This window comes from Brachybacterium horti, from assembly GCF_054777615.1.
This window is the reverse complement of sequence record NZ_BAAHAM010000003.1, coordinates 381675-407023: the sequence shown is the minus strand read 5'-3', so window position 1 is coordinate 407023 and position 25349 is coordinate 381675. Positions and strand designations below refer to the sequence as shown.

Annotated in this window: 27 protein-coding genes; 24 read left to right on the top strand and 3 right to left on the bottom strand. The window is 73.8% G+C overall.

What is annotated here, in order from left to right:
• Positions 1-17: 17 nt before the first annotated feature.
• Complete coding sequence (gene ftsY / locus ACYVAP_RS11270; RefSeq protein ID WP_498860697.1) at positions 18-1460, top strand: signal recognition particle-docking protein FtsY; 1443 nt, start codon at positions 18-20, stop codon at positions 1458-1460.
• Positions 1461-1520: 60 nt separating this feature from the next.
• Here the strand turns inward: ftsY and ACYVAP_RS11265 are convergent, their stop codons facing one another.
• Positions 1521-2051 (bottom strand): acetamidase/formamidase family protein, encoded by a 531-nt coding sequence (locus tag ACYVAP_RS11265; RefSeq protein WP_498860696.1) that lies wholly within the window; start codon positions 2049-2051, stop codon positions 1521-1523.
• Between the two features lie 341 nt (positions 2052-2392).
• Between ACYVAP_RS11265 and ACYVAP_RS11260 the strand changes: the two genes are divergently transcribed.
• The 4 genes from ACYVAP_RS11260 (at position 2393) to ACYVAP_RS11245 (ending at position 6765) form a co-directional block, all read left to right on the top strand.
• Positions 2393-3757: an ammonium transporter gene (locus ACYVAP_RS11260; RefSeq protein WP_137771305.1), complete on the top strand. Its 1365-nt coding sequence runs from the start codon at positions 2393-2395 to the stop codon at positions 3755-3757.
• Complete coding sequence (locus ACYVAP_RS11255; RefSeq protein ID WP_137771304.1) at positions 3754-4092, top strand: P-II family nitrogen regulator; 339 nt, start codon at positions 3754-3756, stop codon at positions 4090-4092. Before ACYVAP_RS11260 ends, ACYVAP_RS11255 begins: the two co-directional genes overlap by 4 nt.
• Positions 4082-6427, top strand: a complete 2346-nt coding sequence (locus ACYVAP_RS11250) for a bifunctional uridylyltransferase/uridylyl-removing enzyme family protein (RefSeq protein WP_498860695.1) — start codon at positions 4082-4084, stop codon at positions 6425-6427. The genes ACYVAP_RS11255 and ACYVAP_RS11250 overlap by 11 nt, the downstream gene beginning before the upstream one ends.
• Before the next feature lie 113 nt (positions 6428-6540).
• A complete protein-coding gene (locus ACYVAP_RS11245) occupies positions 6541-6765 on the top strand; it encodes a hypothetical protein (RefSeq protein WP_498860694.1) in 225 nt (74 codons plus the stop codon).
• Positions 6766-6786: 21 nt separating this feature from the next.
• On the opposite strand, the gene ACYVAP_RS11240 is transcribed toward ACYVAP_RS11245, so the two are convergent.
• A complete protein-coding gene (locus tag ACYVAP_RS11240) occupies positions 6787-6963 on the bottom strand; it encodes a hypothetical protein (RefSeq protein ID WP_264450386.1) in 177 nt (58 codons plus the stop codon).
• A 153-nt stretch (positions 6964-7116) separates the two neighbouring features.
• On the opposite strand from ACYVAP_RS11240, the gene ffh reads away from it, so the two are divergent.
• The 17 genes from ffh (at position 7117) to ACYVAP_RS11155 (ending at position 22194) form a co-directional block, all read left to right on the top strand.
• Positions 7117-8700, top strand: a complete 1584-nt coding sequence (ffh, locus tag ACYVAP_RS11235) for a signal recognition particle protein (RefSeq protein WP_498860693.1) — start codon at positions 7117-7119, stop codon at positions 8698-8700.
• Positions 8701-8744: 44 nt separating this feature from the next.
• A complete protein-coding gene (locus tag ACYVAP_RS11230) occupies positions 8745-9938 on the top strand; it encodes an amidohydrolase family protein (protein ID WP_498860692.1) in 1194 nt (397 codons plus the stop codon).
• Positions 9939-9963: 25 nt separating this feature from the next.
• Positions 9964-11283: an NRAMP family divalent metal transporter gene (locus ACYVAP_RS11225; protein ID WP_498860691.1), complete on the top strand. Its 1320-nt coding sequence runs from the start codon at positions 9964-9966 to the stop codon at positions 11281-11283.
• 212 nt (positions 11284-11495) lie between these two features.
• Positions 11496-11978, top strand: a complete 483-nt coding sequence (rpsP, locus tag ACYVAP_RS11220) for a 30S ribosomal protein S16 (protein WP_137771298.1) — start codon at positions 11496-11498, stop codon at positions 11976-11978.
• Position 11979: 1 nt separating this feature from the next.
• Complete coding sequence (locus tag ACYVAP_RS11215) at positions 11980-12222, top strand: RNA-binding protein (protein ID WP_137771297.1); 243 nt, start codon at positions 11980-11982, stop codon at positions 12220-12222.
• 97 nt (positions 12223-12319) lie between these two features.
• Complete coding sequence (locus ACYVAP_RS11210; RefSeq protein ID WP_498860690.1) at positions 12320-13168, top strand: hypothetical protein; 849 nt, start codon at positions 12320-12322, stop codon at positions 13166-13168.
• Entirely contained in the window at positions 13165-13725 is a 561-nt protein-coding gene (rimM, locus tag ACYVAP_RS11205) for a ribosome maturation factor RimM (RefSeq protein ID WP_137771295.1), read from the top strand. Before ACYVAP_RS11210 ends, rimM begins: the two co-directional genes overlap by 4 nt.
• 3 nt (positions 13726-13728) lie before the next feature.
• On the top strand, positions 13729-14499 hold the full coding sequence (trmD, locus tag ACYVAP_RS11200; protein WP_264450391.1) for a tRNA (guanosine(37)-N1)-methyltransferase TrmD: 771 nt from the start codon (positions 13729-13731) through the stop codon (positions 14497-14499).
• A gap of 278 nt (positions 14500-14777) precedes the next feature.
• The gene (rplS, locus tag ACYVAP_RS11195) at positions 14778-15128 is read left to right on the top strand and encodes a 50S ribosomal protein L19 (protein WP_103385149.1); all 351 of its coding nucleotides are present in this window, start codon (positions 14778-14780) and stop codon (positions 15126-15128) included.
• A gap of 15 nt (positions 15129-15143) precedes the next feature.
• Entirely contained in the window at positions 15144-15728 is a 585-nt protein-coding gene (gene lepB / locus ACYVAP_RS11190) for a signal peptidase I (RefSeq protein ID WP_264450392.1), read from the top strand.
• Positions 15729-15815: 87 nt separating this feature from the next.
• Positions 15816-16586: a signal peptidase I gene (gene lepB / locus ACYVAP_RS11185; RefSeq protein WP_264450393.1), complete on the top strand. Its 771-nt coding sequence runs from the start codon at positions 15816-15818 to the stop codon at positions 16584-16586.
• Entirely contained in the window at positions 16583-17401 is an 819-nt protein-coding gene (gene rnhB / locus ACYVAP_RS11180; protein WP_498860689.1) for a ribonuclease HII, read from the top strand. Before lepB (ACYVAP_RS11185) ends, rnhB begins: the two co-directional genes overlap by 4 nt.
• The gene (locus ACYVAP_RS11175) at positions 17398-17700 is read left to right on the top strand and encodes a DUF2469 domain-containing protein (RefSeq protein ID WP_137771291.1); all 303 of its coding nucleotides are present in this window, start codon (positions 17398-17400) and stop codon (positions 17698-17700) included. The genes rnhB and ACYVAP_RS11175 overlap by 4 nt, the downstream gene beginning before the upstream one ends.
• Positions 17701-17793: 93 nt before the next feature.
• Positions 17794-18291: a YraN family protein gene (locus tag ACYVAP_RS11170; RefSeq protein WP_498860688.1), complete on the top strand. Its 498-nt coding sequence runs from the start codon at positions 17794-17796 to the stop codon at positions 18289-18291.
• Between the two features lies 1 nt (position 18292).
• A complete protein-coding gene (locus ACYVAP_RS11165) occupies positions 18293-19861 on the top strand; it encodes a YifB family Mg chelatase-like AAA ATPase (protein ID WP_498860687.1) in 1569 nt (522 codons plus the stop codon).
• On the top strand, positions 19858-21036 hold the full coding sequence (dprA, locus tag ACYVAP_RS11160; RefSeq protein ID WP_498860686.1) for a DNA-processing protein DprA: 1179 nt from the start codon (positions 19858-19860) through the stop codon (positions 21034-21036). Before ACYVAP_RS11165 ends, dprA begins: the two co-directional genes overlap by 4 nt.
• Positions 21037-21168: 132 nt before the next feature.
• On the top strand, positions 21169-22194 hold the full coding sequence (locus ACYVAP_RS11155) for a tyrosine recombinase XerC (protein ID WP_498860685.1): 1026 nt from the start codon (positions 21169-21171) through the stop codon (positions 22192-22194).
• Positions 22195-22269: 75 nt separating this feature from the next.
• On the opposite strand, the gene ACYVAP_RS11150 is transcribed toward ACYVAP_RS11155, so the two are convergent.
• A complete protein-coding gene (locus ACYVAP_RS11150; protein WP_498860684.1) occupies positions 22270-23004 on the bottom strand; it encodes a murein hydrolase activator EnvC family protein in 735 nt (244 codons plus the stop codon).
• Positions 23005-23424: 420 nt separating this feature from the next.
• On the opposite strand from ACYVAP_RS11150, the gene rpsB reads away from it, so the two are divergent.
• Together rpsB and tsf are read left to right on the top strand one after the other, a co-directional pair.
• Positions 23425-24324: a small ribosomal subunit protein uS2 gene (gene rpsB / locus ACYVAP_RS11145; RefSeq protein ID WP_498860683.1), complete on the top strand. Its 900-nt coding sequence runs from the start codon at positions 23425-23427 to the stop codon at positions 24322-24324.
• Between the two features lie 99 nt (positions 24325-24423).
• Positions 24424-25248: a translation elongation factor Ts gene (tsf, locus tag ACYVAP_RS11140; RefSeq protein ID WP_498860682.1), complete on the top strand. Its 825-nt coding sequence runs from the start codon at positions 24424-24426 to the stop codon at positions 25246-25248.
• Positions 25249-25349 lie beyond the last annotated feature (101 nt).

Sequence of the window (25349 nt, the reverse complement as noted above, 5' to 3'; positions counted from 1 at the left end):
GACCTCGGAGGTGACCCGTGGATCCGAACGACATCCTCGCCCTGATCGCCGGAGGCGGTGGCGTCTTCCTGGTGATCGGCGCCGGCGCCTGGGCCGTGCTGCGCGGCCGGGGCGGCAAGAGCCCCGATGCCGGCACGGACGACCAGCAGGGCCCCGAGGGCACCGGCTCGACCGGGGCACCGACCGCCACGAAGGAGCGCCCCGCGGCGCCCACCTGGGCGGACACGCTCTCCGCGCAGGCCGAGCCCGTGGCGCCGCCCGCCGAGGACACTGCCGCCGCCCCCACCGAGGACGCCCCGACCGCCGGGGCGCCCGAGCAGGCCGCCGCACCGGCGGAGGCCGACGGGACGCGGGCCGACGAGCCCACCGGCGCGGAGGCCGCGACGACCGCCGTCGAGCCCGATGCCGCGGAGCCCTCCGCGCAGGAGCCGGCCGAGGAGGCCGCCCCGGTCGAGGACGTCGCCGGCACCCCCACCACCGAGCGCCCGTCGGTCGCGGTCATCGAGACCCCCGAGGCCCCGCAGGACCGCATGGTCCGCCTCCGCGAACGGCTCTCCCGCTCCGGCTCGATCGGCCGCGGCATCCTCGGGCTGCTCACCCGCTCCACCGTCGACGAGTCCACCTGGGACGAGATCGAGGAGACGCTGCTGCTCGCGGACCTCGGCCCCGACGCGACCGACGAGCTGCTCGCGAACCTCCGTCGCCGCATCCAGGTGCTCGGCACCGAGGACCCGGCCGCCGTGCGCGAGGTGCTCCGCGAGGAGCTCGTGGGCCTCGTGGACCCCCAGCTGGACCGCCGGATCGCCGCGACCGTGCGCACCGCGCCGGACGGCGAGCCCGTCCCCTCCGTCATCCTCATGGTCGGCGTCAACGGCACCGGCAAGACCACGACCGTCGGCAAGCTCGCCCGCGTGCTCGTGGCCGCGGAGCGCAGCGTCGTCCTCGGCGCGGCGGACACCTTCCGCGCCGCCGCCGCGGACCAGCTCGCCACCTGGGGTTCCCGCGTGGGGGTGGACACCGTGCGCTCGGACAAGGACGGCGCCGATCCCGCCGCCGTCGCCTTCGACGCCGTGAAGCAGGGCATCGACCAGGGCGTCGACGTCGTCATCATCGACACCGCGGGGCGCCTGCAGAACAAGAAGGGCCTCATGGACGAGCTCGGCAAGGTGCGCCGGGTCGCGGAGAAGGGCCTGCACGGCGACCAGGTCGCCGAGGTCCTGCTCGTCATCGACGCCACCACCGGGCAGAACGGCATGCAGCAGGCGCGCGTGTTCTCCGAGGCCGTGAACATCACCGGCATCGTCCTCACCAAGCTCGACGGCACCGCGAAGGGCGGCATCGTCGTCAACGTGCAGCGCGAGCTCGGCGTGCCCGTGAAGATGGTGGGCCTCGGCGAGGGGATGGACGACCTCACCCCCTTCGACACCTACTCCTTCGTGGACGCCCTGCTGGGCGACTGAGCCACGGGCCCGGCGAGGACCGGTGCGCACCGCAGGGTGCGCACCGGTCCTCGCGGCCGTTCAGGAGAAGTGCGCCTTCGGGATCATGCCGTGCACGCCCACGGTGCGGTCCACGACCTGCGAGAGCGTGAAGTCCGCGGCGGCGGAGAGGTACGCGTAGGCGGTCGCCCGGTCCATGCCGCGATCCTGCTCGAGGAGTTCCGGGGCGTTGACGACGGCGGTGCGCATGGCGACGTCCAGGTCGCTGCCCTGGCCGTCGGCGCTCCCGTCGGGGTCGGAGAGCCCGATCGGGATCCAGGCGTCCGCGGTCTCCGCGAAGGGGTAGCGGTGCGAGACCGAGGGCGCGTCCCCGGCCCCCTTCTTGCACACGGTCAGGCGGAAGGTGCCCCGCAGCGAGCCCTCCATGGCCGTGAGGGCGACCTCGACGTCGCCCATCGCGTGATGCGGGTCGCCCACGGAGAACAGGGCCCCCTCCGTGTGCACGGGCAGGGAGAAGGTGGAGCCGTCGCCGAGCAGGCGGATGTCGATGGTCCCGCCGCCCCAGTCAGTGGGGTCGGACCGGTCCCGGGCATGGGTGCCCAGCGGCGGCATGATCTGCTCCGCGGTGATGCCCTCAGGGGCGCCGCCGTCCCTCGTGGAGCCGAGTGCCCCGTGCCGGGGCGGCTCGAGACCACGCCGTAGGGCACGCGCGGCGTCGTCTCGAGCGTCTCGATCCTGAGCACGTCGCCCTGAGCGCGGCGGCGGGCTCGGAGGGCAGGTGGTGGGCGCCCGCGATCCCACGGAGCGGATCGTCGGATCACGGAATGATCACGCCGCCCTCTCGGCATAGGCGAATCTCGGCAGTGCTCACACCATGAGACACACGACCGATCCGGTCGGACGGTCCGTGCGCAGGCGCGCCGGCACCGCCCACTGAACAATCTGGAGCCGACATGGAGTCCTTCACCCTCGACACGGGGGCGACCGCGTGGATCCTCGTCAGTGCCGCCCTGGTGCTGCTGATGACCCCCGGTCTCTCCCTGTTCTACGGAGGCATGGTGCGAGCGCGCACCGTCCTCAACATGATGCTGATGTCCTTCGGGGCGATGGCCGTCGTCGCGATCGCCTGGGTCCTCGGCGGCTACTCGATCGCCTTCGGCAGCGACATCGGCGGGCTCTTCGGCAACCCGCTCGAGTTCCTCGGCCTCTCCGGCACCGACGAGCAGTCGATCCTCGCCGGGAGCGGCGTGCCCTTCCTCGTCGCCGCCGGGTTCCAGATGACCTTCGCGATCATCTCCACCGCGCTGATCTCCGGCGCGATCGCCGATCGCGTCAAGTTCGGCACCTGGATGGTCTTCGCCCTCGTGTGGGTGCTCGTCGTGTACGCACCCCTCGCGCACATGGTGTGGGGCGGCGGCCTGCTCGGCGCCGACGGCATCTTCGCCTCGATCGCGGAGCCCGTCGACTTCGCCGGCGGCACCGTGGTCCACATCAACGCCGGCATGGCGGGCCTCGTCCTCGCGATCGTCGTCGGTGCCCGCAAGGGCTTCGGCAAGGAGCCGATGAAGCCCCACAACCTGCCGCTCGTCATGCTCGGCGCCGCGCTTCTGTGGTTCGGCTGGTTCGGCTTCAACGCCGGCTCCGCCGGCACGGCCGACGGCACCGCGGGCCTCGCCTGGGTCAACACGACCGTGGCGACCGCGGGCGCCATGCTCGGCTGGGCGCTCATCGAGAAGATCCGCGACCGCCACGTGACGAGCCTCGGCATGGCCTCGGGCGTCGTCGCCGGTCTGGTCGCGATCACCCCGGCGGCCGCCGCGCTGAACCCGGTCACCTCGATCGTCCTGGGTCTCGTCGCCGGCATCGCCTGCGCCCTCGCCGTGGGCCTGAAGTACCGCTTCGGCATCGACGACTCGCTCGACGTCGTGGGCGTCCACCTCGTGGGCGGCCTCGTGGGCACCGTGCTCATCGGCGTCCTCGCCTCCGACGGCGGCCTGATCTTCGGCGGCGGCGTGAGCCTGCTGCTGGTGCAGATCCTCGTCGCGGCCTCCGCGCTCGTCTTCTCCGGCGTGCTCACCCTGGTGATCGCCCTGGCCCTGAAGTACACGATGGGCTGGAGGATCTCCGAGGCCGACGAGGCCGCCGGCATCGACATCACCCACCATGCGGAGTCCGGATACGATCTGGGCAGCTCGCTGATCACCCGGCGTGACCGCATCGCCCCGGCACCGGCGGCCCCCGCCGCGCCGACTGGCTCGGCGCCCACCCCGTCGACCACCGAGGACCCGCAGCCCGCCACCGCAGGAGACGCCCGATGAAGCTCATCACCGCCATCATCCAGCCGCACGCCCTGCAGGCGGTCACCGACTCCCTGCGCGAGTACGGGGTCAGCGGTCTGACCATCACGGAGGTCGCCGGATGGGGCCGCCAGGGCGGTCACACCGAGGTCTACCGCGGCGCGGAGTACACGATCGACACCATCCCGAAGGTGAAGGTCGAGGTGCTCGCCGATCCGGCCGACGAGAAGGACATCATCGACCTCGTCGTCGCCTCCTCCCGCACCGGCCGCATCGGCGACGGGAAGGTGTGGACCACCGAGGTCGGCACCGTCGTCCGCGTCCGCACCGGTGAGCGGGACGCGGATGCCCTCTGAGGAGCTCCCCGGCCGCCGGCTGACCCAGGTCCTCCACGCCGGCTTCGCGGATCCCACCGCCGGCCCCCAGCGCAGGCTCGATCAGGCGTCGCTCGTCGACTCCTGGCTGATCGAGCTCTGGCAGGGGGCCGGCGCCCCCGCGTCCGGCGCGGCGCTCGCGGCGATCGGCTCGCTGGGTCGGCGCGACCTGGGCCCCGGCAGCGACCTGGACCTCGTGCTCCTCGTGGACACCGAGGTGATGAGCGCCGAGGAGTCCGCCCGGCTCGCGAGCGCCCTGTGGTACCCGATCTGGGACTCCGGCACCTCGCTCGACCATGCGATGCGCAGCCCGCTCGAGTGCGAGCAGGTGGCCCGTGAGGACCTCCGCGCCGCGATCTCCCTGCTGGACCTGCGGCTCGTCGCGGGGCAGGCGGAGCTCGTGGACGACGCCGCGCACCGCGTGCGCGGGCAGTGGCGGCGCGGGGCCCGACGCCGCATCGGTGAGCTCGTGGACCTCGCCCACGACCGCTCCGACCGGTACGGCCCCCTCGCCCACTCCACGGAGCCGAACCTCAAGTCAGATCGCGGCGGCCTACGGGACGTGACCGTGATCCGCGCGATCGCGGAGAGCTGGCTCGCGGACCACGACCACGCGGTGGTCGACTCCGCCGCCCGGGTCCTGCTCGACGCCCGGGACGCGCTGCAGGCCGTCACCGGGAAGTCCGGGACGCGACTGGGCCGCGCGGACCAGGACGCGGTCGCCGCGCTGACCGGCCACGCCACCGCGGACGACCACCTCGCGGTGCTCGCCGAGGCCGCCCGCGCGGTGAGCTGGGAGCTGCACCGCACGATCCGCGCCGCGGAGGCGGCCGTCGCCCCCGGCGGCTCCTCGACCCGCGGTCAGGGCTCCGAGCGCCGGCCCGCGATCACGCGCGTGGGCAACGGTGTGATCGTGCAGGCGGGGGAGATCTCCGTGGACCCGCGCGGCACCGACCCGCTGCGGGACCTCGCCGCGGTCCGTCACGCCGCGACCACGGGCCTGCCGCTCGCGGACGCGACCCTGGACCGCATCGCCCAGAGCCCCGAGCGTCCACTCTCCGCCACCCAGCGGGACGTGTTCGTCGATGCCCTCGCAGGGGAGCACATCGCCGACGTCTACGAGGCCCTCGACGTCAAGGGCATCTTCGAGCGCTGGGTGCCGGGCTGGCACGACGTGCGCAACCGCCCGCAGCGCTCCGCGGTGCACCGCTTCACCGTGGACCGCCACCAGATCGAGACGGTCAAGGAGGTCCAGCGCTTCCTGCCGAAGGTCGCCCGACCGGACCTCCTGCTCATCACCGCGCTCGTCCACGACCTCGGCAAGCGGGCCGACGCCCGCGACCATGCCGCGGAGGGCGCACCGCTCGCGGAGGCCGCCGCCCGTCACCTCGGCTTCGACGAGACGGACACGCGCACCATCACGACCCTCGTGCGCGAGCACCTGACCCTCGTGGCGCTCGCGACGGGCCGCGACCTCGCCGATCCGGCGACGCTCCAGGACCTGCTGACGAAGATCCGCTTCGACCCGACGATCCTCGAGCTGCTCCGCGCGCTCACCGAGGCGGACGCCATCGCGGCCGGCCCCGCCGCCTGGTCCACCTGGCGCTCGACCCTCGTCGACCACCTCACGGACCTCGCCCGGGACGCCCTCACGGGCAGCTCTCCCGCCCCGCGCCTGCTGCTCACGCCGCAGCGCTCGGTGCAGGAGGCGGTGCGTGCCTCCGTGGAGCGCAGCGGCAGCGCGCAGGTGCTGTACCCGGCGCCCACCGAGGACGAGCCGATCTCGCAGATCTGCCTGGGCGCGCCCGACGGTGCCGGCGTGTTCGCGGCCATGGCGCGTGTGCTCGCCCGCCAGCGGATCGACGTGCGCAGCGCCGTCGTCGTCACGATGAACGGGATCGCGGTGAACACCTGGTGGGTCTCCGGCACGCAGGAGGACCTCCCGCACCCCACCGTGCTGCGCCAGGCGCTGGATCGGGAGCTCAAGCACCGCGACCGGGCGGACGCCCGCGTGCTCGAGCTGCCGCCCGCCCCGCCGCCCCGCACCACGGACGACACGCCCGTCGTCACCCTGCTGCCGGGCGCCTCGAGCGAGGCGACCGTCGTGCAGGTCAACGCCCGCAACCGTCCGAGCCTGCTCGCGGACGTCGCGGAGACGATCACGGTGCACCGCCTGCAGCTGCGCAGCGCGCACGTGATGACGCTGGGTCAGCGCGCGATCGACGTGCTCTACCTGACCGACGAGCGGGGTCGCGCGCTGGACGCGCCGACCGTCGGCCGCATCATCGCCGGCCTCATGGACGCCGCCGCGACCTGATCGGGCTCCCGTCCCCGGGGGTAGGGTGCCGGCCATACGGGCGGCGCCGCCCCGGGGACCGGGCCGGCGTCGCAGGGCCCGGCACCGTGCGGGGCCCGGAAGGGGAGGGCGCCATGCAGGAGCAGGAGAGCCGGAGGCCCCGGCTGCGGCGCGCACCGTCGCTGCCCGAGGTGTTCCCGGGGCAGAACGAGCGGGCCGACGGCATCGAGATCGCCCACGAGTCCGGGGCGACGGAGCACGTCGACCCGACGGCGGGATCGTCGTTCCTGGACAGCGGGACGATCACGCTCACCCCGTCGGCGTCCGACGAGGGAGACGCGCCGGTCGAGCAGACCTGATCGATTCCGGCCGGCGGCCGTTCAGCGGGAGGAGCCTGCGGGCACGGAGTACCCGAAGGTCGGATGGGCGGCGCCCCAGGCGGCGCTGCGGCACACGGACTCCTTCGTGAGCGCCGCCGCCCGTCCCGTCAGGGCCGTGCGCCGCTGCGAGTCGTCGGCGTGCACCGGCTGCTCGAGGTCCTGCGTCCCCATCGTCATGTGCACGATCCTAGGATCCGGTGCGCCCGTCGCGGCGCGGCCCGGTGCGAGGGCGCTCCTGTGTCCCTCGACTCCGCGAGCGCCGTGCGCCTCGGTCTCCCCGGGCGTGGCCACTACACTGGGGCGGTCCACACGACCTAGGGGAAGCTCTTCGTGTTCAACAACCTCTCCGATCGCATCACCGCCAGCCTCAAGGGGCTGCGCGGTCACGGCCGTCTCACCGAGGCCGACGTCGACAAGACCGTCCGCGAGATCCGCCGCGCCCTGCTGGACGCCGACGTCGCCGTCCCGGTGGTGCGCGAGTTCACCGCCCGGGTGCGCGAGCGCGCGCTGGGCGAGGAGGTCTCCAAGGCCCTCAACCCGGCGCAGCAGGTCGTCAAGATCGTCAACGACGAGCTGGTGCAGATCCTCGGCGGCGCCACCGGCGAGCTCCACTTCGCCAAGAACCCGCCCACCGTGATCATGCTCGCGGGCCTCCAGGGCGCCGGCAAGACGACCCTCGCGGGCAAGCTCGCCCGCTGGATGAAGTCCGAGGGCCACACGCCGATGCTCGTCGCGGCGGACCTCCAGCGACCCAACGCCGTCAACCAGCTGCAGATCGTCGGCGAGCGGGCCGGCGTGCCGGTGTTCGCGCCGGAGCCCGGCAACGGCGTGGGCAACCCCGTGCTCGTCGCCATGAATGGCGTCTCCACAGCCCAGTTCCAGCAGCACGACGTCGTCATCGTCGACACCGCGGGCCGCCTCGGCATCGACGAGGAGATGATGCAGCAGGCGCGGGACATCCGCGACGCCGTCAACCCGCACGAGACCCTGTTCGTCGTCGACGCGATGATCGGCCAGGACGCGGCCCGCGTGGCCGAGGCGTTCCGCGACGGCGTCGGCTTCTCCGGCGTGGTCATCTCCAAGCTCGACGGCGACGCCCGCGGCGGTGCGGCGCTCTCGATCACCGGGGTCACCGAGCGGCCGATCCTCTTCGCCTCCACCGGTGAGGGCCTCGAGGACTTCGAGCGCTTCCACCCGGACCGCATGGCCAACCGCATCCTCGACATGGGCGACGTGCTCACCCTCATCGAGCAGGCGGAGAAGAGCTTCGACCAGGCGGAGGCCGAGAAGGCCGCGAAGAAGCTCGCGAGCGGCGAGGACTTCACCCTCGACGACTTCCTGTCCCAGATGCAGCAGATCAAGAACATGGGCAGCATCAAGAAGATGCTGGGCATGCTGCCGAACATGGGCCAGTACCGCGAGGCGCTGGACAGCTTCGACGAGCGCGAGGTGGACCGCATCGAGGCGATGATCCGCTCGATGACCCCTGCGGAGCGCAACGACCCCAAGATCATCAACGGCTCGCGCCGCAACCGCATCGCCAAGGGCTCCGGCACCACCGTGCAGGCCGTCAACCAGCTCCTCGAGCGGTTCAAGCAGGCCCAGCAGATGATGCGCACCATGGGCAAGGGCATGGCCGGCGGCGGCATGCCGGGGATGCCCGGCGGCCCCGGCATGGGCATGGGCAAGAAGTCCCGCGGCAAGCAGCAGGCGCCCAAGCAGGCCAAGAAGGCCAAGTCGAAGAACCCGGCGAAGGCCGCGCGCGAGCAGGCCGAGGCCGCGAAGAAGGCGAGGTCCGGTGAGGGCCAGGGCGGATCCGCCTTCGGCGGCGGCGCCCCGTCCGGCCAGGACGTGGCGGACTTCGATCCCAGCCAGCTCCCGCCGGAGATGCAGAAGCTGCTCGGCGGCCGCTGAGCCCGTCGGCGCCTCCGGGCGGCGGGAGTCGATAGCCTCGGGGCATGCGCACCGAAGCACGCTCCGCCCACGCCGCCCGTGAGGCCTTCGCCGCCGGGCTCCGCCCCGGCACGGAGAGCCCGTCCTATGCCCGGCAGGCAGAGGACCATGAGGTCCTCCACCTCACCGGCCCGGTCCTGACCGGCCCCGATCAGGAGATCGGCGGCGCCTGGGTCGTCGGAGGCAGGATCCACCACGAGCGCCCCGAGCTGCCCGCCGGGACGGAGATCCGGGAGATCGACGGCGTCGTCGTGCCCGGCCTCGCGGACCTGCACTGCCACATCGGCATCAGCGACGAGGGCACTGCCACGAGCCTCGACGAGGCCAGGGCGCAGGCCCGCACCGATCGCGACACCGGGGTGCTGCTGATCCGCGACGCCGGATCGATCACCGACACTGCACCCCTGCAGGGGGAGACGGACCTCCCGCGGATCATCCGCGCCGGCCGGCACGTGGCCCGCACCCGCCGCTACCTCATCGGCTACGCCCACGAGGTGGACCCCGAGGACCTGCCCGCGACGGTCGCCGCCGAGGCGGAGCGCGGCGACGGCTGGGTGAAGCTCGTGGGGGACTGGATCGACCGAGGCGTGGGGGACCTGACGCCCACCTGGTCCGGGGAGGACTTCCGGGCCGCCGCCGAGGCCGCGCACGCCCACGGCGCCCGCATCACCACCCACACCTTCGACGAGGAGACGCTCCCGCTCGTCCTCGACGCCGGCTTCGACTGCCTCGAGCACGCGACCGGCCTCACCGCGGGGACGATCGTCCGCGCCGCCGCGGCCGGCGTCCCGGTCGTCACCACGCTCGTGAACGTCGACGCGTTCGAGACCTACGCGAGCCAGGGCGAGCGGAAGTTCCCCGCCTACGCCGCCCACATGCGGCGCCTGCGCGCGGCCCGTCACGAGCGCACCCGCGACGCGCACGACGCCGGAGTGCAGCTGCTGACCGGCACCGACGCCGGGGGAGTGCTCGGCCACGGCATCATCCACGACGAGCTCGACGCGCTCGCCGGGTGCGGGCTGGACGCCGCCGCGATCCTCGACGCGGCCACCTGGGCGCCGCGCGACTACCTGGGCGTGCCCGGCCTCGAGGACGGCGCCCCCGCGGACCTGCTCGTGCTGCCCGGCGACCCGCGCACCGACCACCGGGTGCTGCGCGAGCGCCGCCACGTCGTCCTCGCAGGTCGCGTCGTGGCCTGAGGTCGGGGCACGGTAACGTGCAGGGATGCACTCCGACGACGCAGCGCACCCCGGCACGACCGCCGGAGGGACCGACACCGCCCCACCGCCCCGCTGGAAGCTCATCGGCCCCGGCCTGGTGGTCGCCGCGACCGGGATCGGCGCCGGCGACCTCGTCGCGACCCTCGTCGCGGGCTCCCGCTACGGCTACGCCCTGCTGTGGGCGGCCGTCGCGGGCGTGATCATCAAGATCGTGCTCGTCGAGGGCGCGGGCCGCTGGACCCTCGCCACCGGGCACACGATCTTCGAGGGCTGGCGGCGCGTGGGCCGCTGGACCTCCTGGTACTTCGGGCCCTACATCATGGTCTGGGGCTTCGTGTACGGGGCGACCGCCATGAGCGCCTCGGCGCTGCCGCTCGCGGCGCTCGTGCCGCAGCTGCCGGTGCTCGGGGACGTCGGCTGGATCGCCGACATGCCCTTCATCGTCTACGCGATCCTCTCGGGCCTGATCGGCGCCGCGCTCGTCTGGATGGGCCGCTACCACCGGCTCGAGAAGCTCGTCGCGGTGCTCGTCGGCATCATGTTCCTCACCGTCGTCGGCGCCGCCGTCGTGACCCTGCCGAACATCCCGCAGATCATCGGCGGGCTCGTCCCGCGCATCCCCGACGGAGGCCTGCTCTACACGCTCTCCATCGCTGGCGGCGTGGGCGGGACGATCACGCTCGCCGCCTACGGCTACTGGCTCGCGGAGAAGGGCTGGTCCACGCCCCGCTGGATGAAGGTCATGCGGATCGACAACGCGATGGCCTACGTCATCTCCGGCGTCTTCGTCGTCGCCATGCTGATCGTGGGCGCCGAGCTGCTGTACTCCTCCGGCGTCGCGATCGACGAGGGCGACCGCGGTCTGCTCGACCTCTCCGACGTGCTCGCCGCGCGCTACGGCACCGCCTTCAGCTGGGTGTTCCTGCTGGGGTTCTGGGCCTCGTCGTTCTCCTCCGTGCTCGGCGTCTGGAACGGCGTGTCGATCATGTTCGCGGACTTCTGGGGCCACGTGCGCGGCAAGGAGGAGGGGCATCCGGACCGGCAGATCGGCGGGCGCTACTACCGCTTCTACATCCTCTGGCTCACCTTCCCGCCGATGCTCCTGCTGCTGCTCGGCAAGCCGGTGCAGGTGATCGTCGCCTACGGCGTGCTGGGCTCGTTCTTCATGCCCTTCCTCGCGATCACGCTGCTCGTGCTCATGAACTCCCGGCACATGCCCGCGGCCTGGCGCAACCGCCCGCTGGGGAACATCGTCCTCGGCGTCGTGACGCTGCTGTTCGTGGTGCTCGGCGTCAACCAGCTCGTCGATGCGATCGCCGGTTGACCGGGTGCGGGGGAGCGGCGGAGCGCTGTGCCCCGCCGCACATCCCTCCCGGGTGGAACCGGTCGGGGGCGAGCTGGCATAATCACTCCCTGTATGCGCCGCGACCGGCCCTCTACCCGTCGCGGCACAGCACCCCGAGCACCGTCAGCGCCCGCATACCCCACAGGCAGCGGCGGGACTCACCCGAACATCCTGAAGGAGAGTCCACACACGTGGCTGTCAAGATCCGTCTGAAGCGCATGGGCAAGATCCGTGCACCGTTCTACCGCGTCGTGGTGGCCGATTCGCGCAAGAAGCGCGACGGTGCCGTGATCGAGGAGATCGGCAAGTACCACCCCACCGAGAACCCCTCGTTCATCGAGATCCAGTCCGAGCGTGCGCTCTACTGGCTCGGCGTGGGCGCGCAGCCCACCGAGCAGGTCGCCGCGCTGCTGAAGATCACCGGCGACTGGCAGAAGTTCAAGGGTGAGGGCGACGCCGCCGGCACCCTGAAGACCGCCGAGGCGAAGAAGTCCGCCGAGGAGCTCATCGCCGAGGCCGACAAGGCCGCCTCCACGTCCCGTGAGGGCGCGAAGAAGGCCAAGGCCGAGGCCGAGGCCCCCGCGGCCGCCGACGAGGTCGAGGCCGGCTCCGAGGAGGCCCCCGCCGAGGGTGAGTCCACCGAGGACGCCGCGGCCGCCGCCGACGAGGCCTGAGATGAGCTCTCGCGCCGAAGCCCTCGACCATCTGGTCCGCGGGATCGTCGACAGCCCCGACGAGGTCCAGGTGACCGAGAAGTCCACCCGTCGCGGTCCGCTGCTCGAGGTGCGGGTCGGCCCCGCCGACCTCGGTCGCGTGATCGGGCGCTCGGGCCGCACCGCCCGGGCCCTGCGCACCGTCACGGCGGCGCTGTCGGACGATGACGTGCGTGTGGACATCGTCGACGTCGACCGGCGCTGAGGTGCCTCACCCCTCTCACGAGAGCGGCATGGCCGGGTCCGCCCGGCGATGCCGCTCTCGTGCGTTGCCCGGCCCGAGGGCCTCGCTCTCCCGGACGGTGACGGGGACGCTCGCCGTCCTCACCGCGGCCGCGCTGATCTCCGGCTGTGACCCCGTCGGCGCGACCGGCGGCTCCGACGCCGGGGCCGGGAGCACCGGTCCCTCCACGGACCCGTCCCGCACCGCCGCGTGCACGCGCTTCTTCGGGGACGCCGATTACCACGAGGCCCCGGCCTGGCGCGTTCTCGAGGGCGCCGCCGCGATCACCTCCACCGATGACGGCCCCTCCGACGGCAGCCCGGCGACCGCCGTCGCGAGCGGGGTCGAGACCGCCTTCGCCGACGCCCCGGAGGACACCCGCGAGGCCGCGGCCGACGTCGCGACCTGGCTGCGCACCGCTCCCGCCCCGGGGGAGCACGCCGACCTCGACGCCTTCGCGGTCACCTGGCAGGGTCTCGCCGAGTCCTGCACCCCCGACTCCGCCGCGGCCACCTGGGCCGCCGGCCACGGCCAGCAGGGCGCCAAGCCCGCGGCGCTCGTCTGCGCGGAGGTCTTCACGGCCCCCAGCACGCTGAGCGTCTTCGCGGACCGCGAGCAGGTCGCCCTGCACCTGACGTCGATCGCCGGCGCCTCCCCGCAGGCCGTTCCCACGAGCGCCGCGACCGAGGTCGCCGAGGCCTCCGACCTGCTCACCGCGCAGAGCGTCGCCGTGGACGATCCCGCGGTCGCCGCCGCGCTGCGCGAGGTGCGCACCCCCTTCCAGGACGCGCTGCAGGGAGACCTCGACTCGCCCGGGCTCCACGACCCCCTCACCGAGCTCGGCGCGGCCTGCACCGCGGCCGGCTACGACGTCCCCGACCCGCTCGCGGGCACGGACCCCGACCCTTCCGACGGAGGAACCGCATGAGCACCCGAGAGGTCATCGTCGCGACGATCGCCCGCGCCCACGGACTGCGCGGGGAGGTGGGGCTGATCCTGCGCACCGACGTTCCCGAGGAGCGCATCGTCCCCGGCGCCGTCTTCACCGCGGTGACCGCGGGAGGGGAGCGCACGCTCACCGTGGCCTCGGTGCGCAGCCAGCAGGACCGCTGGTACGTGCGCTTCGACGAGGTCGCCGACCGCACCGACGCCGAGTCGCTGCGCGGCGTCGAGCTCCCGATGACCGTCGACGAGGAGGTCGAGGCGGAGGAGGACCCCGACGCCTGGTACCCCGATCAGCTGACGGGCCTCGCGGTGCGCCACGTGGACGGTCGCGAGCTGGGCACCGTCGTCGACGTCCAGCACTACCCGGCCCAGGACCTGCTCGTGGTGCGCACCCCTCAGCGCGCCCGCGTGCAGCTGCCGCTCGTCGAGGAGCTCGTGCCGGAGGTCGACCTCGAGTCCGGTGTGGTGATCGCCGACCCCCCGGGCGGCCTCTTCGAGGAGCTGCCCGCCGACGTCGACGACGAAGCCGGTCGGGGCTGACCCGTGCGCATCGACGTCCTCACGCTCTTCCCGGAGTACCTCGCCCCGCTCGAGCTCTCGCTGATCGGGAAGGCCCGTCGCGAGGGGATCGTGGACCTCCACGTCCACCAGCTGCGGGACTTCACGCACGACCGCCACCGCACCGTGGACGACACGCCGCTCGGCGGCGGCGCCGGCATGGTCATGAAGCCCGAGCCGTGGGCGGAGGCCTTCGCGGCCGTGCAGGCCGCGGGCCGCGCGGAGCTGGGCGAGCAGGCACGCCCGCTGGTCGTCTTCCCGAACCCGGCCGGGGCGCCCTTCGCGCAGGCCACCGCCCAGGAGTGGTCGGGGCGGGACTGGATCGTCTTCGCCTGCGGGCGCTACGAGGGCATCGACGAGCGCGTCTACGAGCATCTCGCGGACGCCGGCGTCGAGGTGGCCCTTGCGAGCCTCGGCGACTACGTCCTCAACGGCGGCGAGGTCGCGGTGCTCGCGATCACCGAGGCGATCGTGCGCCTGGTGCCGGGCGTCGTCGGCAACGCGGAGAGCCTCGTCGAGGAGTCCCACTCGGAGGGCCTGCTCGAGTACCCGCTGTACACCCGCCCGGCCTCCTGGACGGATCCCGACGGCACCCTCCGCGAGGCGCCGGAGATCCTGCTCTCGGGGGACCACGGCCGCATCGCCGCCTGGCGGCGCGAGCAGTCCCTCGCCCGCACCGCGCAGCGCCGGCCGGACCTCCTCGAGGCGTCCGAGCGGCGCGGCGACGCCGGGGCCGTGACCAAGCCGACACGGTGACCGCCCGCTGACCAGCGTGATCGGCGGGCCCGATGCTTGCCGCGGCCCGTGTGCGCTGGCACAATGGGTCATCGTGCGTGTCGCGCGCCCCCCTGCCTCAGGGGAGGGGCGCAGGAAGCGGCCGGGCAGGTCCGTGGCGATGGGAGTCGCCGCCAGAGGCCCAGCACACCGGCACGAGGGGTCCGCCCCTCGCCGGATCGATGGTTCATCACGGTCCCCCGTCCCGGGAGACCCGCGAACATGCTGTCCGACCTGAGGCGGAGGGCTGGAGAAGAACGATGCAGAAGCTCGACGAGCTCGACAAGGCGTCCCTGCGCGAGGACATCCCCGCGTTCCGCGCCGGTGACAACGTCAAGGTCCACGTGAAGGTCATCGAGGGCAACCGCTCCCGTGTCCAGGTCTTCCAGGGCTACGTCATCGGCCGCCAGGGCCACGGCGTGGGCGAGACCTTCCGGGTCCGCAAGATCTCCTTCGGCGTCGGCGTGGAGCGCGTGTTCCCCGTGCACGCCCCGACCATCGAGAAGATCGAGGTCGTCACCCGCGGCGACGTGCGCCGCGCGAAGCTGTACTACCTGCGCAAGCTCACCGGCAAGAAGGCCCGCATCAAGGAGAAGCGCGAGCACTCCTGAGCCACGGCTCTCCCGGTGACCGATCAGGTCCACGACGGACGGCGGCGATCCCACCTCACGGTGGCGGTCGCCGCCGTCCTCGTCGTGCTGCTCCTGCTCGGCGCCCTGCTGGTGCGCCAGTTCGTGGCCCAGCCGTTCACGGTGCCCTCGGCCTCGATGGAGCCCGCCCTGCAGCCCGGTGACCTGATCCTCGCGGACCGCTCGGACCGCGGCACCGCCGAGCGCGGCCAGGTCGTGGTGTTCGACGGCTCCGGCTACTTCGGGACCGACGGCGCCGGGGCGAGCGGCCGCTTCTGGGTGAAGCGGGTGATCGCCGTGGGCGGTGACCGCGTCACCTGCTGCACGGACGCCGGGGCGATCACGGTGAACGGGGAGGCGCTCGAGGAGCCGTACCTCCCCGCGGGCACCGTCCCGAGCGAGATCCCCTTCGACCTCGAGGTGCCCCAGGGGCGCATGTTCGTGCTCGGCGACAACCGGGGCGATTCCACGGATTCGCGGAACCTGCTCGGCGCGCCCGGCGGCGGGATGATCCCGGTCTCGCGGGTCGTGGGGAGCGTCGACGCGATCGCCTGGCCGCTCTCGCGCCGCGGCTCGCTCTGACCGGGACGAGCGGGCCGACCAGGTCCGGCGGGGTCGCTCGCCGTGGCGCGGCGGGGCCATGCAGGAACCGCGGCTAGGATCGCGGTGATGAACGAGCCCGATGACCCCCGCAGCGACGTGACCTCCCCGGAGGCGCACGGCGACGCCGAGCACTCCCACCGTGCCGGCGCCCCGCGGGCGGCCCGCAATCGCCGACGGATGCCGCTCTGGCTCGACATGGTCGTCACCATGGCGGTCGCACTGGTCATCGCGGTGCTCGTGAAGACCTTCCTGATCCAGCCGTTCTACATCCCGTCCGAGTCGATGAGCCCCACCCTCGAGACGAACGACAAGATCCTCGTCTCCAAGCTCACCCCCGGGGTCTTCGACCTCCAGCGAGGCGACGTCGTCGTCTTCGCGGACCCGGGGAACTGGGTCGAGGGGGACGCGACGGAGGACCCCACCCCGCGGGTGCGTCTGATGATGCTGCTGAGCCTCGTGGGCCTCGCACCGGATCCGTCCCAGGACCACCTCGTCAAGCGCCTCATCGGCCTCCCGGGCGACCACGTCGTCTGCGAGTCCGCGGACTCGCAGCTCGAGGTGAACGGCGTCGCCCTCGACGAGCCCTACATCAACCCGGCGACCACCGCCTGCCAGGGCGCCTTCGACGTCACGGTGCCCGAGGGGAAGGTGTGGGTCATGGGCGACAACCGGCACGCCTCCGCCGATTCGGCCTGGCACGAGATCCAGGGCGAGGACGGCTTCGTCCCCCTCGACGACGTCACCGGCACCGCCGAGGTCGTCTTCTGGCCCGCGAGCCGCTGGACGGGTCTGAACGACGGCCACGACGCCTTCTCCGACGTCCCCGACCAGCCGTGAGCCCGGCCGGCCCGGCCGCCGTCCCCACTCTCGACGTCGAGCGCGCCCTCGCCGCCGCCTGCGGCCCGGGGGAGCGGATCGTCGTCGGCATCGACGAGGTGGGCCGCGGCGCCCTCGCGGGCCCCGTGACCCTCGGCGCCTGCGCCGTGCGCGCCGTGGACGGCGAGATCACGCCGCTGCCCGCAGGGGTCCGCGACTCCAAGCGCCTCACCGCGCGTCGCCGCGAGGCGCTCGTGGAGCCGATCCGCGAGAGCGCCCTCGCCGTCGCGACCGGCTGGGCGAGCGCCGCGGAGATCGACGAGGCGGGCATCATGACGGCCCTCACCCGGGCGGCGCTGCGAGCGCTGGACGGCCTCGAGCTCCCCGACGGCGCACGGATCGACGCGATCCTGCTCGACGGCGACGCCGACGTGCTCACCCCCGCGCTCATCTCCCGCGGCGGGCACGTCCCCCGGGTCGCGCTGCAGGTCAGCGCCGACCGCGACTGCGCGAGCGTCGCCGCGGCGAGCGTCGTCGCGAAGGTCGCGCGGGACGCCCACATGGTCGCGCTGGACGAGGAGCTGCCCGCCTACGGCTGGGCGGGGAACAAGGGCTACGGCTCCGCCGCCCACCGGGAGGCGATCGACGCCCTCGGTGCGAGTGACCACCACCGCCGTAGCTGGCGCCTGGGCTCCGCGCCGAAGCCCGCCCGGTCACCTGCCCCCGCTCCGGTCCGGTCGTCGGCGCGCGTCCAGGCTCCGGTGAGGCAGGTCCCTCTCACTGGCGTACTGTGGGACGACCCTGATCCCGGGACCGGCGTGGAGGAGCGAGAGTGAACAGTCAGGACCTCGAGAACTACGAGTCGGATCTCGAGCTTCAGCTCTTCCGGGAGTACCGCGACGTCGTCAGCCTCTTCACCTACGTGGTCGAGACGGAGCGCCGCTTCTACCTCGCCAACCAGGTGGATCTGCAGGTGCGCTCCGCGGGCGGCGAGGTCTTCTACGAGCTGCGCCTCGCGGACGTCTGGGTGTGGGACATCTACCGCTCCCACCGCTTCGTGCGGTCCGTGCGCGTGGTGACCTTCAAGGACGTGAACATCGAGGAGCTGTCCAAGCCGGACATCTCGCTGCCCTGACGCGGCATCCGATCGTTCCTCCCCAACGGCCCTCCGTCCCCAGTCCGGGATCCGAGCGGGCGCGGGATCCGCGCACCGCACAGGCTGTCCCGCATGAACAGCGCCACCGCCGCCGGCGGACCCCGGACCGAGGCCCCCTCCCATACCGCAGGGCGACCACCGACCGCGCAGGGGCCCGCTCCTGCCCTCGTCCCGCCGCCCCTGCCGCCGCGTCCTCCCCGCCCCCTGCGCTCCCTCTCCACGGCGGAGCTCGGCCGCCGCGGGGAGGACATCGCCGCTGAGCGTCTCGAGGCCGAGGGATGGCTCGTCGTGGAGCGGAACCTGCGCCTCGGCCGGCGCGGCGAGCTCGACATCATCGCCCTGGACGGGGACACCCTCGTCTTCGTCGAGGTGAAGACGCGCCGCAGCTTCGTCACCGGGGTCCCGCAGGCCGCGGTCACCCCGGACAAGCTCGCCCGGCTGCGCCGCCTGGTCGGCACCTATCTGATGGAGCGCTCGACCCCGCATCGCGACGTGCGCATCGATGTGATCGCCGTGCACGTGCACCTCGACGGCACGGTGCTCGTCGAGCACCTGCGGGCGGTCGGCTGAGATGGGCCAGGCGCGCACGCTCTCGGTCGCGCTCACGGGGCTCGAGGGGACGCTCGTCGAGATCGAGGCCGACGTCTCCCCGGGGCTCCCCGCCTTCTCCCTCGTGGGACTGCCCGGGCCCTCGACGCTGCAGGCCCGTGAGCGGGTGCGGGCCGCCTCCGCGCGCAGCGGGATCCACCTCGCCCAGCGCCGGCTGACGGTCAACATGACCCCCGCCTGGATCCCCAAGCACGGATCGGGCTTCGACCTCGCGATCGCGATCGCCCTCGTCGCCGCGCAGGGCGACCTGCCCTCCCGGGGCATCGAGCGCACCGTCCACCTCGGCGAGCTGGGTCTCGACGGCCGGCTGCGGCCCGTCCCCGGTGTGCTCCCCGCACTCGTCGCCGCCCGCGGCCTCGGGATCGACCGTGCCGTGGTGCCGCTGGAGAACCTCGCCGAGGCCCGCCTCGTGGACGGCATCTCGGTGGACGCCGCCGGGGACCTCGCGACGGTCCTGCACCGCTGGGGCGCCCGGATCGCCCCGGGGCCCGACCCCGCGGACCGTCCGGGCGCGGGCGGGGGAGACGACGCCGGCGCCGGGGACGGGACGGACGCCGACGGCACCGGCCCCCGCTCCACCCTGGACTTCCGCGACGTGCTCGGGCAGGAGCAGGCCCGCTTCGCCGCCGAGGTCGCCGCCGCGGGCGGCCATCACCTGCTGCTCACCGGGCCGCCCGGAGCGGGGAAGACGATGATCGCCGCCCGGATCCCCGGGATCCTCCCCGACCTCGATACCGAGGACTCCCTCGCGGTCTCCGCCATCCACTCCGTCTGCGGGCGCTTCGACGCGCGCCTGGGGCTGCGACGGCGCCCGCCGTTCGAGAGCCCCCACCACACCGCCACGGCCGCCGCCGTGGTGGGAGGCGGATCGGGGATCGCCCTGCCGGGTGCGATCTCCCGCGCCCACGCCGGCGTGCTCCTGCTCGACGAGGCGCCGGAGTTCCCGGCGCGGGTGCTCGAGGCGCTGCGGGAGCCGCTCGAGACCGGTGACATCACGCTCCACCGATCGGGCGGCACCGCCCGCTATCCCGCGCGCTTCCAGCTCGTGCTCGCCGCGAACCCGTGCCCCTGTGGCATGTCGTACGGGCGCGGGGAGGCCTGCGACTGCTCGCCCCTCCAGCGCCGCCGATACCTCCACCGCCTCTCGGGCCCGATCATGGACCGCATCGACATGCGCCTCGACGTCCCGCCCGTGGACGTGCACCGCCTCGACGGCGCGGCGGGGGAGTCCTCCGCCGCGATCGCGCACCGGGTCGCGGCCGCCCGCGAGCGCCAGCGACGGCGCTTCGCCGACAGGCCCTGGCACCTGAACTGCCAGATCCCCGGGCCGGACCTGCGCCGGGACCTCGCCCCGGAGCCCTCCCAGTCGCGGCTGCTCGACCACGCCCTCGCCCAGGGACGGCTCTCTCTGCGCGGCCACGACCGCGTGCTGCGGCTCGCCTGGACCCTCGCGGATCTCGCCGGCGCCGAGAGGCCCGAGGCCGAGCACGTCGGCACCGCCCTCACCCTGCGCGACGAGGACCGACGATGAGCGCCCCCTCCCCGGACCTCCTGGCCCGCGTCACCTGGTCCCTCATCGCCGAGCCCCTCGACGAGGTCGCCCTCGCGCTGCGCCGGCACTGCGGGCCGGTCGACGCCCTCGCCCTGGCCCGCACCGGGACCGCCCGGGAGCTCCTGCGCCGCACCGGGACAGAGCCGAGACCGGGTGCCGAGCGCGCGGCGACGGAGGCGCTCTCCCGCTGGCGGCACCGGCTGAGCTCGCTCGACGTCGGCGCGGTGCTCGCCGACGCGGGCCGGCGCCGCCTGCGGGTGCTCACCCCCGAGGCCCCCGATTGGCCCGGGCAGCGGCTCGCGGACCTCGCGCACGAGCAGCCGTCCTGCCTGTGGCTGCGCGGGGACGGCGACCTCGGCGAGCTGCTGGGACGCCCCGTCGCGGCGATCGTGGGCTCCCGCGCCTCGACCCGCTATGGGGAGGACGTCGCGACCTCGTTCGCCGCCGGTCTCGCGGCGAGGGGTGCGGCCGTCCTCTCCGGCGGCGCCTACGGGATCGACGCCGCCGCGCACCGCGGAGCGCTCCATGCGACCGGCGGCGCGACGGCGGCGGTGCTCGCGGGCGGGCTGGACCGCCTGTACCCGCGGGGCAACAGCGACCTGCTCGAGCGGATCGCCGCGCGCCACGTCCTGATCTCCGAGGCGCCGCCGGGTACGGCACCCACGCGTTGGCGGTTCCTCGCCCGCAACCGCCTCATCGCGGCGCTCGCGGACGCGACCGTGGTGGTCGAGGCGTCCTGGCGCTCGGGGGCGCTCTCCACCGCGCGCCGGGCCGATTCCCTGCGCCGCGTGGTCGCGGCCGTGCCCGGACCGGTGACCTCCGCGGCGAGCGCCGGCTGCCACCGGCTGCTGCGGGAGAGCGACGCGGTGCTCGTGACCGAGGTGCAGGACGTCCTCGAGCTGCTGCCCGGCGGGGACCCCGCGGGGGAGGGCGGCTTCGCGGTGCAGGACCCGCTGGACCTGCTCGAACCCGCGGACCGCCGGGTCCTCGACGCGGTGCCGCCCCGCTCCTCGCTCGACGTGGCCGGCATCGTCCGCGAGGTCGCGCTCCCCGAGCCGCAGGTGGCCGGAGCGATCGCGAGGCTCGAGCTCCTGGGCCACGTGGAGCACGCCGGGGACCGGATCCGGCGCCCCCGGCCGGAGCGGCGGGGGTAGGGCATGGCCCGGACGCCGCCTCCGTCGGGGAGCGTCCGCGGCGCCGGCCGCGGAACGGGACGACCGGGTCGCCGGAGACGCCACAGGAGCGGGGTGCCGGCCCCGGCAGGGCACGTGGGGGACACTGGAGCCATGTCCGCCACCCGCGAGGAGCATCCCGAGGACCTCCGCGTCCTCGAGGCCTTCGCCGACCACCTCCAGCTCGAGCGCGGCCGCTCCGAGCACACCGTGCGCGCGTACCGGCGCGAGGCGGCGGATCTCCTCGCCCATCTGCGCGAGGTCGAGCGGATCGACCTCGCGGGCATCGACATCATGGCGCTGCGCTCCTGGCTCTCCGCCCGCGCGGAGACCGGGGCGAGCCCCTCGACGCTCGCCCGCTCCGCCGCCGCCGCACGCACCTTCTGCACCTGGCTCGCCGCCTCGGGGCGGACCCCGCACGACGTCGGGTCCCGACTCCGCGCCCCGCAGCGGGGCCGGCACCTGCCCACGGTGCTCTCCGCCCAGCAGGCCGGGCGCCTGCTCGACGACACAGAGCATCCCGAGCCCTCCGGGCGCTCCCAGCCCCGCGAGCATCCCGGGCACTCCGAGCGCGGAGAGGCGACGGAGACCCCGGAGACCCCGGCGACCCCGGACCCGACGGAGCGGGCGCTCGCGCTGCGCGACGCTGCCGTGCTCGAGCTCCTCTACTCCTCCGGACTGCGCGTCTCGGAGCTCGTGGCGCTGGACCGGCGCGGCATCGACCGTGATCGCGGCACGGTGCGCGTCCGCGGCAAGGGGGACAAGGAGCGGGTGGTGCCCGTCGGGCGACCCGCGCTCGCCGCCATCGCCCTCTGGGAGCAGGAGGGGCGCCCCGTGCTCGCGGCCGGACCGGGCCGATCGGGGGAGGCGCTCTTCCTCGGCGCCCGGGGGGCACGGCTCGGGGATCGCGCCGTGCGCACGATCGTGGACCGCTCTGCGAGGGCTGCCGGGATCGACAAGCGGATCAGCCCGCACACGCTCCGCCACAGCGCTGCCACGCATCTGGTGGAGGGCGGTGCGGACCTGCGCAGCGTCCAGGACTTCCTGGGCCACTCCTCCCTGCAGACCACGCAGATCTACACGCACGTCAGCGCCGAGCGGCTCCGGCGCACCGTCGAGCAGGCCCACCCCCGGGCGTGATCCGGGGCCGATCGCGTGCCCCGGGCGGAGTGGGCGCCGGCCGCACGAGGGGCGGGCGTCGGTAGCGGTGCCGTGTCAGTCCGCGGTCGCCGCGCGGCCACCGGCGCGCACCGACGACCCTCCTGGAACAGGGGCCACCCGTGTCGACGAGGGCCCGGCGGCGGCGAGCGCATCCCTGCTGAGCAGGGGAGCGGGCCCCGCCCCGGCGCCGCCCGAGCCGCCCCCGTCCCAGCGCACGAGCACGCTCGGCCCGCGCATCCCGAGCAGCAGCAGCGGGTCGAGGTACTCCTCCCCGCGTCGCGCCCCGAGGTGCAGGCAGGTCGACGGGGCGCAGTGCGACAGTGCACCGTCGACCGCCTCGATCGTCCCGAGCGTCGACCCCGCCCCCACCGCGTCGCCGGCGGAGACCGTCGCCGCCACGGGCTCGTAGGTGGACAGCAGCCCGTCGGCATGGCGCACCGAGACCACGTTCCGTCCGGCGACCTTCCCCGCGAAGTGCACGGTGCCCGCCTCCACGGCATGGACCTCGGCCCCTGCCGGGACGCCGACGTCGATACCGCGGTGGCCGCTTCCGTAGCGGTGCTCCGGGGCCTCGAAGGCGCGCAGCACGGGGTGCGGAGGGGCGACGGGCCAGCGCCATCGGCTCGTCCCCTCCGCGCCGGCCCCGGGCTCGGGGAGCGCGAGGAGGGTGAGCGCGACGAGCGCGACCACCACGAGGAGCCGCCGCAGCACAGGCGGGGGCGCCGGCCGGGAGAGAGGCCGGAGGGGAGGCAGCGGCGGGTGTGGGGAGGGCAGGCGTGACGGGGGCATGCCGCCATCGAAGCGGGCCGGGGCGCATCGCGGTCCCCGGGGAGCCCGGCGGTGGACGGTGCGCGCCGGGGGAGGAGAGACCGGCCGTCCCTCCCCGGGGCATGCGCATCCACCGCCGCCACGTGACGCAGGACGCGCCATGCGGTGCCTCGGCGTCGGATAGACTGGTCCCAGCATCCGGTCCGTCCGGATGACTTCGCGTGCCCACCAGGGCCCGCCGGCCGACGGTCCTCGATCGTCCTCGGAGCCGCTGATCCCCGGATCGGTGACCGGGGCGGGACGAGGCGGCCGGTGACCCGGGCACCAGGCCCCGCACCACCCGGTCGCGGGGAACAACCGAGAATGCAGGTCCTGCGCGAGGACCACGGATGCCCCGACAGGTACGCCGTGCGAGCCCAGGGCCAGAAGAGGACACCGATCATGGCAGTCGTCACCATGCGCCAGCTCCTGGAGAGCGGCGTGCACTTCGGGCACCAGACCCGTCGTTGGAACCCCAAGATGCGCCGCTTCATCTTCACGGAGCGCAACGGCATCTACATCGTCGACCTCATGCAGACCCTGTCGTACATCGACAAGGCCTACGAGTTCGTGCGCCAGACCGTCGCCCACGGCGGCACCGTGCTGTTCGTCGGCACCAAGAAGCAGGCCCAGGAGTCCATCCAGGAGCAGGCCACCCGCGTGGGCATGCCCTACGTGAACCAGCGCTGGCTGGGCGGCATGCTCACCAACCTGCAGACCGTCTCCCAGCGGGTCAACCGCCTCAAGGAGCTCGAGCAGATCGACTTCGACGATGTGGCCTCCTCCGGCCGCACCAAGAAGGAGCTGCTGATGATGCGCCGCGAGAAGGAGAAGCTCGAGAAGACCCTCGGCGGCATCCGCGACATGGGCAAGGCGCCGAGCGCCGTGTGGGTCGTGGACACCAACAAGGAGCACCTGGCCGTCGACGAGGCGCAGAAGCTCAACATCCCCGTCGTCGCGATCCTGGACACCAACTGCGATCCCGACGAGGTCGCGTACCCGATCCCGGGCAACGACGACGCGATCCGCTCCGTCACCCTGCTGACCCGCGTCATCGCCGATGCCGTGGCCGCCGGCCTGCAGGAGCGTCACGCGAAGTCCACCGGCGGCGAGAAGAACGTCTCCGCCGTCGACGCCGAGCCGCTGGCCGAGTGGGAGCGCGAGCTCCTGGCCCAGTCCGAGGTCCAGCAGCAGGATGCCCCGGCCGAGAAGTCGGTCGAGGCCGAGGCGCCCGCCGCCGAGACCGCGGAGGCCCCGGCCGCCGAGGCCGCCGAGTCCACCGAGGCTCCCGCCGCCGAGTGATCCGGCGGGGACGGGGGCGCCACCCGGCGCCCCCGTCCCCCTCCGGGCGCTCCGCCCGGCCCCTCCCCTCACCACGCACCTCCCACCAGGAAGAGGACCATGGCTAACTACACGGCAGCCGACATCAAGGAGATCCGCGAGTCCACCGGCGCGGGCATGCTCGACGTCAAGAAGGCTCTGGACGAGGCCGATGGCGACAAGGCCAAGGCCGTCGAGCTCATCCGCATCAAGGGTCTCAAGGGCATCGCCAAGCGCGAGGGCCGCACCGCCTCCGAGGGCCTCATCGCCGTCGACGTGCGCGACACCGAGGGCGGCCAGACCGGCACCCTCGTCGAGATCAACTCCGAGACCGACTTCGTGGCGAAGAACGACAAGTTCGTCGCCCTCGGCGACGAGGCCGTGGCCGCCGCCGTCGAGTCCGGCGCCTCCGAGCCGGCCGAGCTGGCGGAGACCCCCTTCGGCGAGGCGCTCACGAACGCCGGCGCCACGATGGGCGAGAAGATCGAGGTGCGCCGCATCGGCCGCGTCTCCGGCGAGGTCGTCTCCTCGTACATGCACCGCACGAACAAGGACCTGCCCCCGCAGGTCGGCGTCCTCGTCGCGACCGACAAGGCCGGCGCCGAGGTGGCGCGCGACGTGGCGATGCACATTGCCGCGTACTCCCCGACCTACCTCACGCGCGACGAGGTCCCTGCGGACGTCGTCGAGAACGAGCGTCGCATCGCCCAGGAGACCGCCGAGAACGAGGGCAAGCCCGAGAAGGCGATCCCCAAGATCGTCGAGGGTCGCCTCAACGGCTACTACAAGGAGAACGTCCTGCTCGACCAGGCGTTCGCCAAGGACCCGAAGCAGACGGTCGGCAAGGTCGTCGAGGCCGTCGGCGGCACCGTCACCGGTTTCGTCCGCTTCCGCGTCGGCAGCTGACACCCTGCATCACCCGGCGCGCGTGAGCGTGCCCACCCGCGAGCGGCCCCGCACCATCAGTGCGGGGCCGCTCCGGTATCCTCGCCCAGGACCCAGTGCGC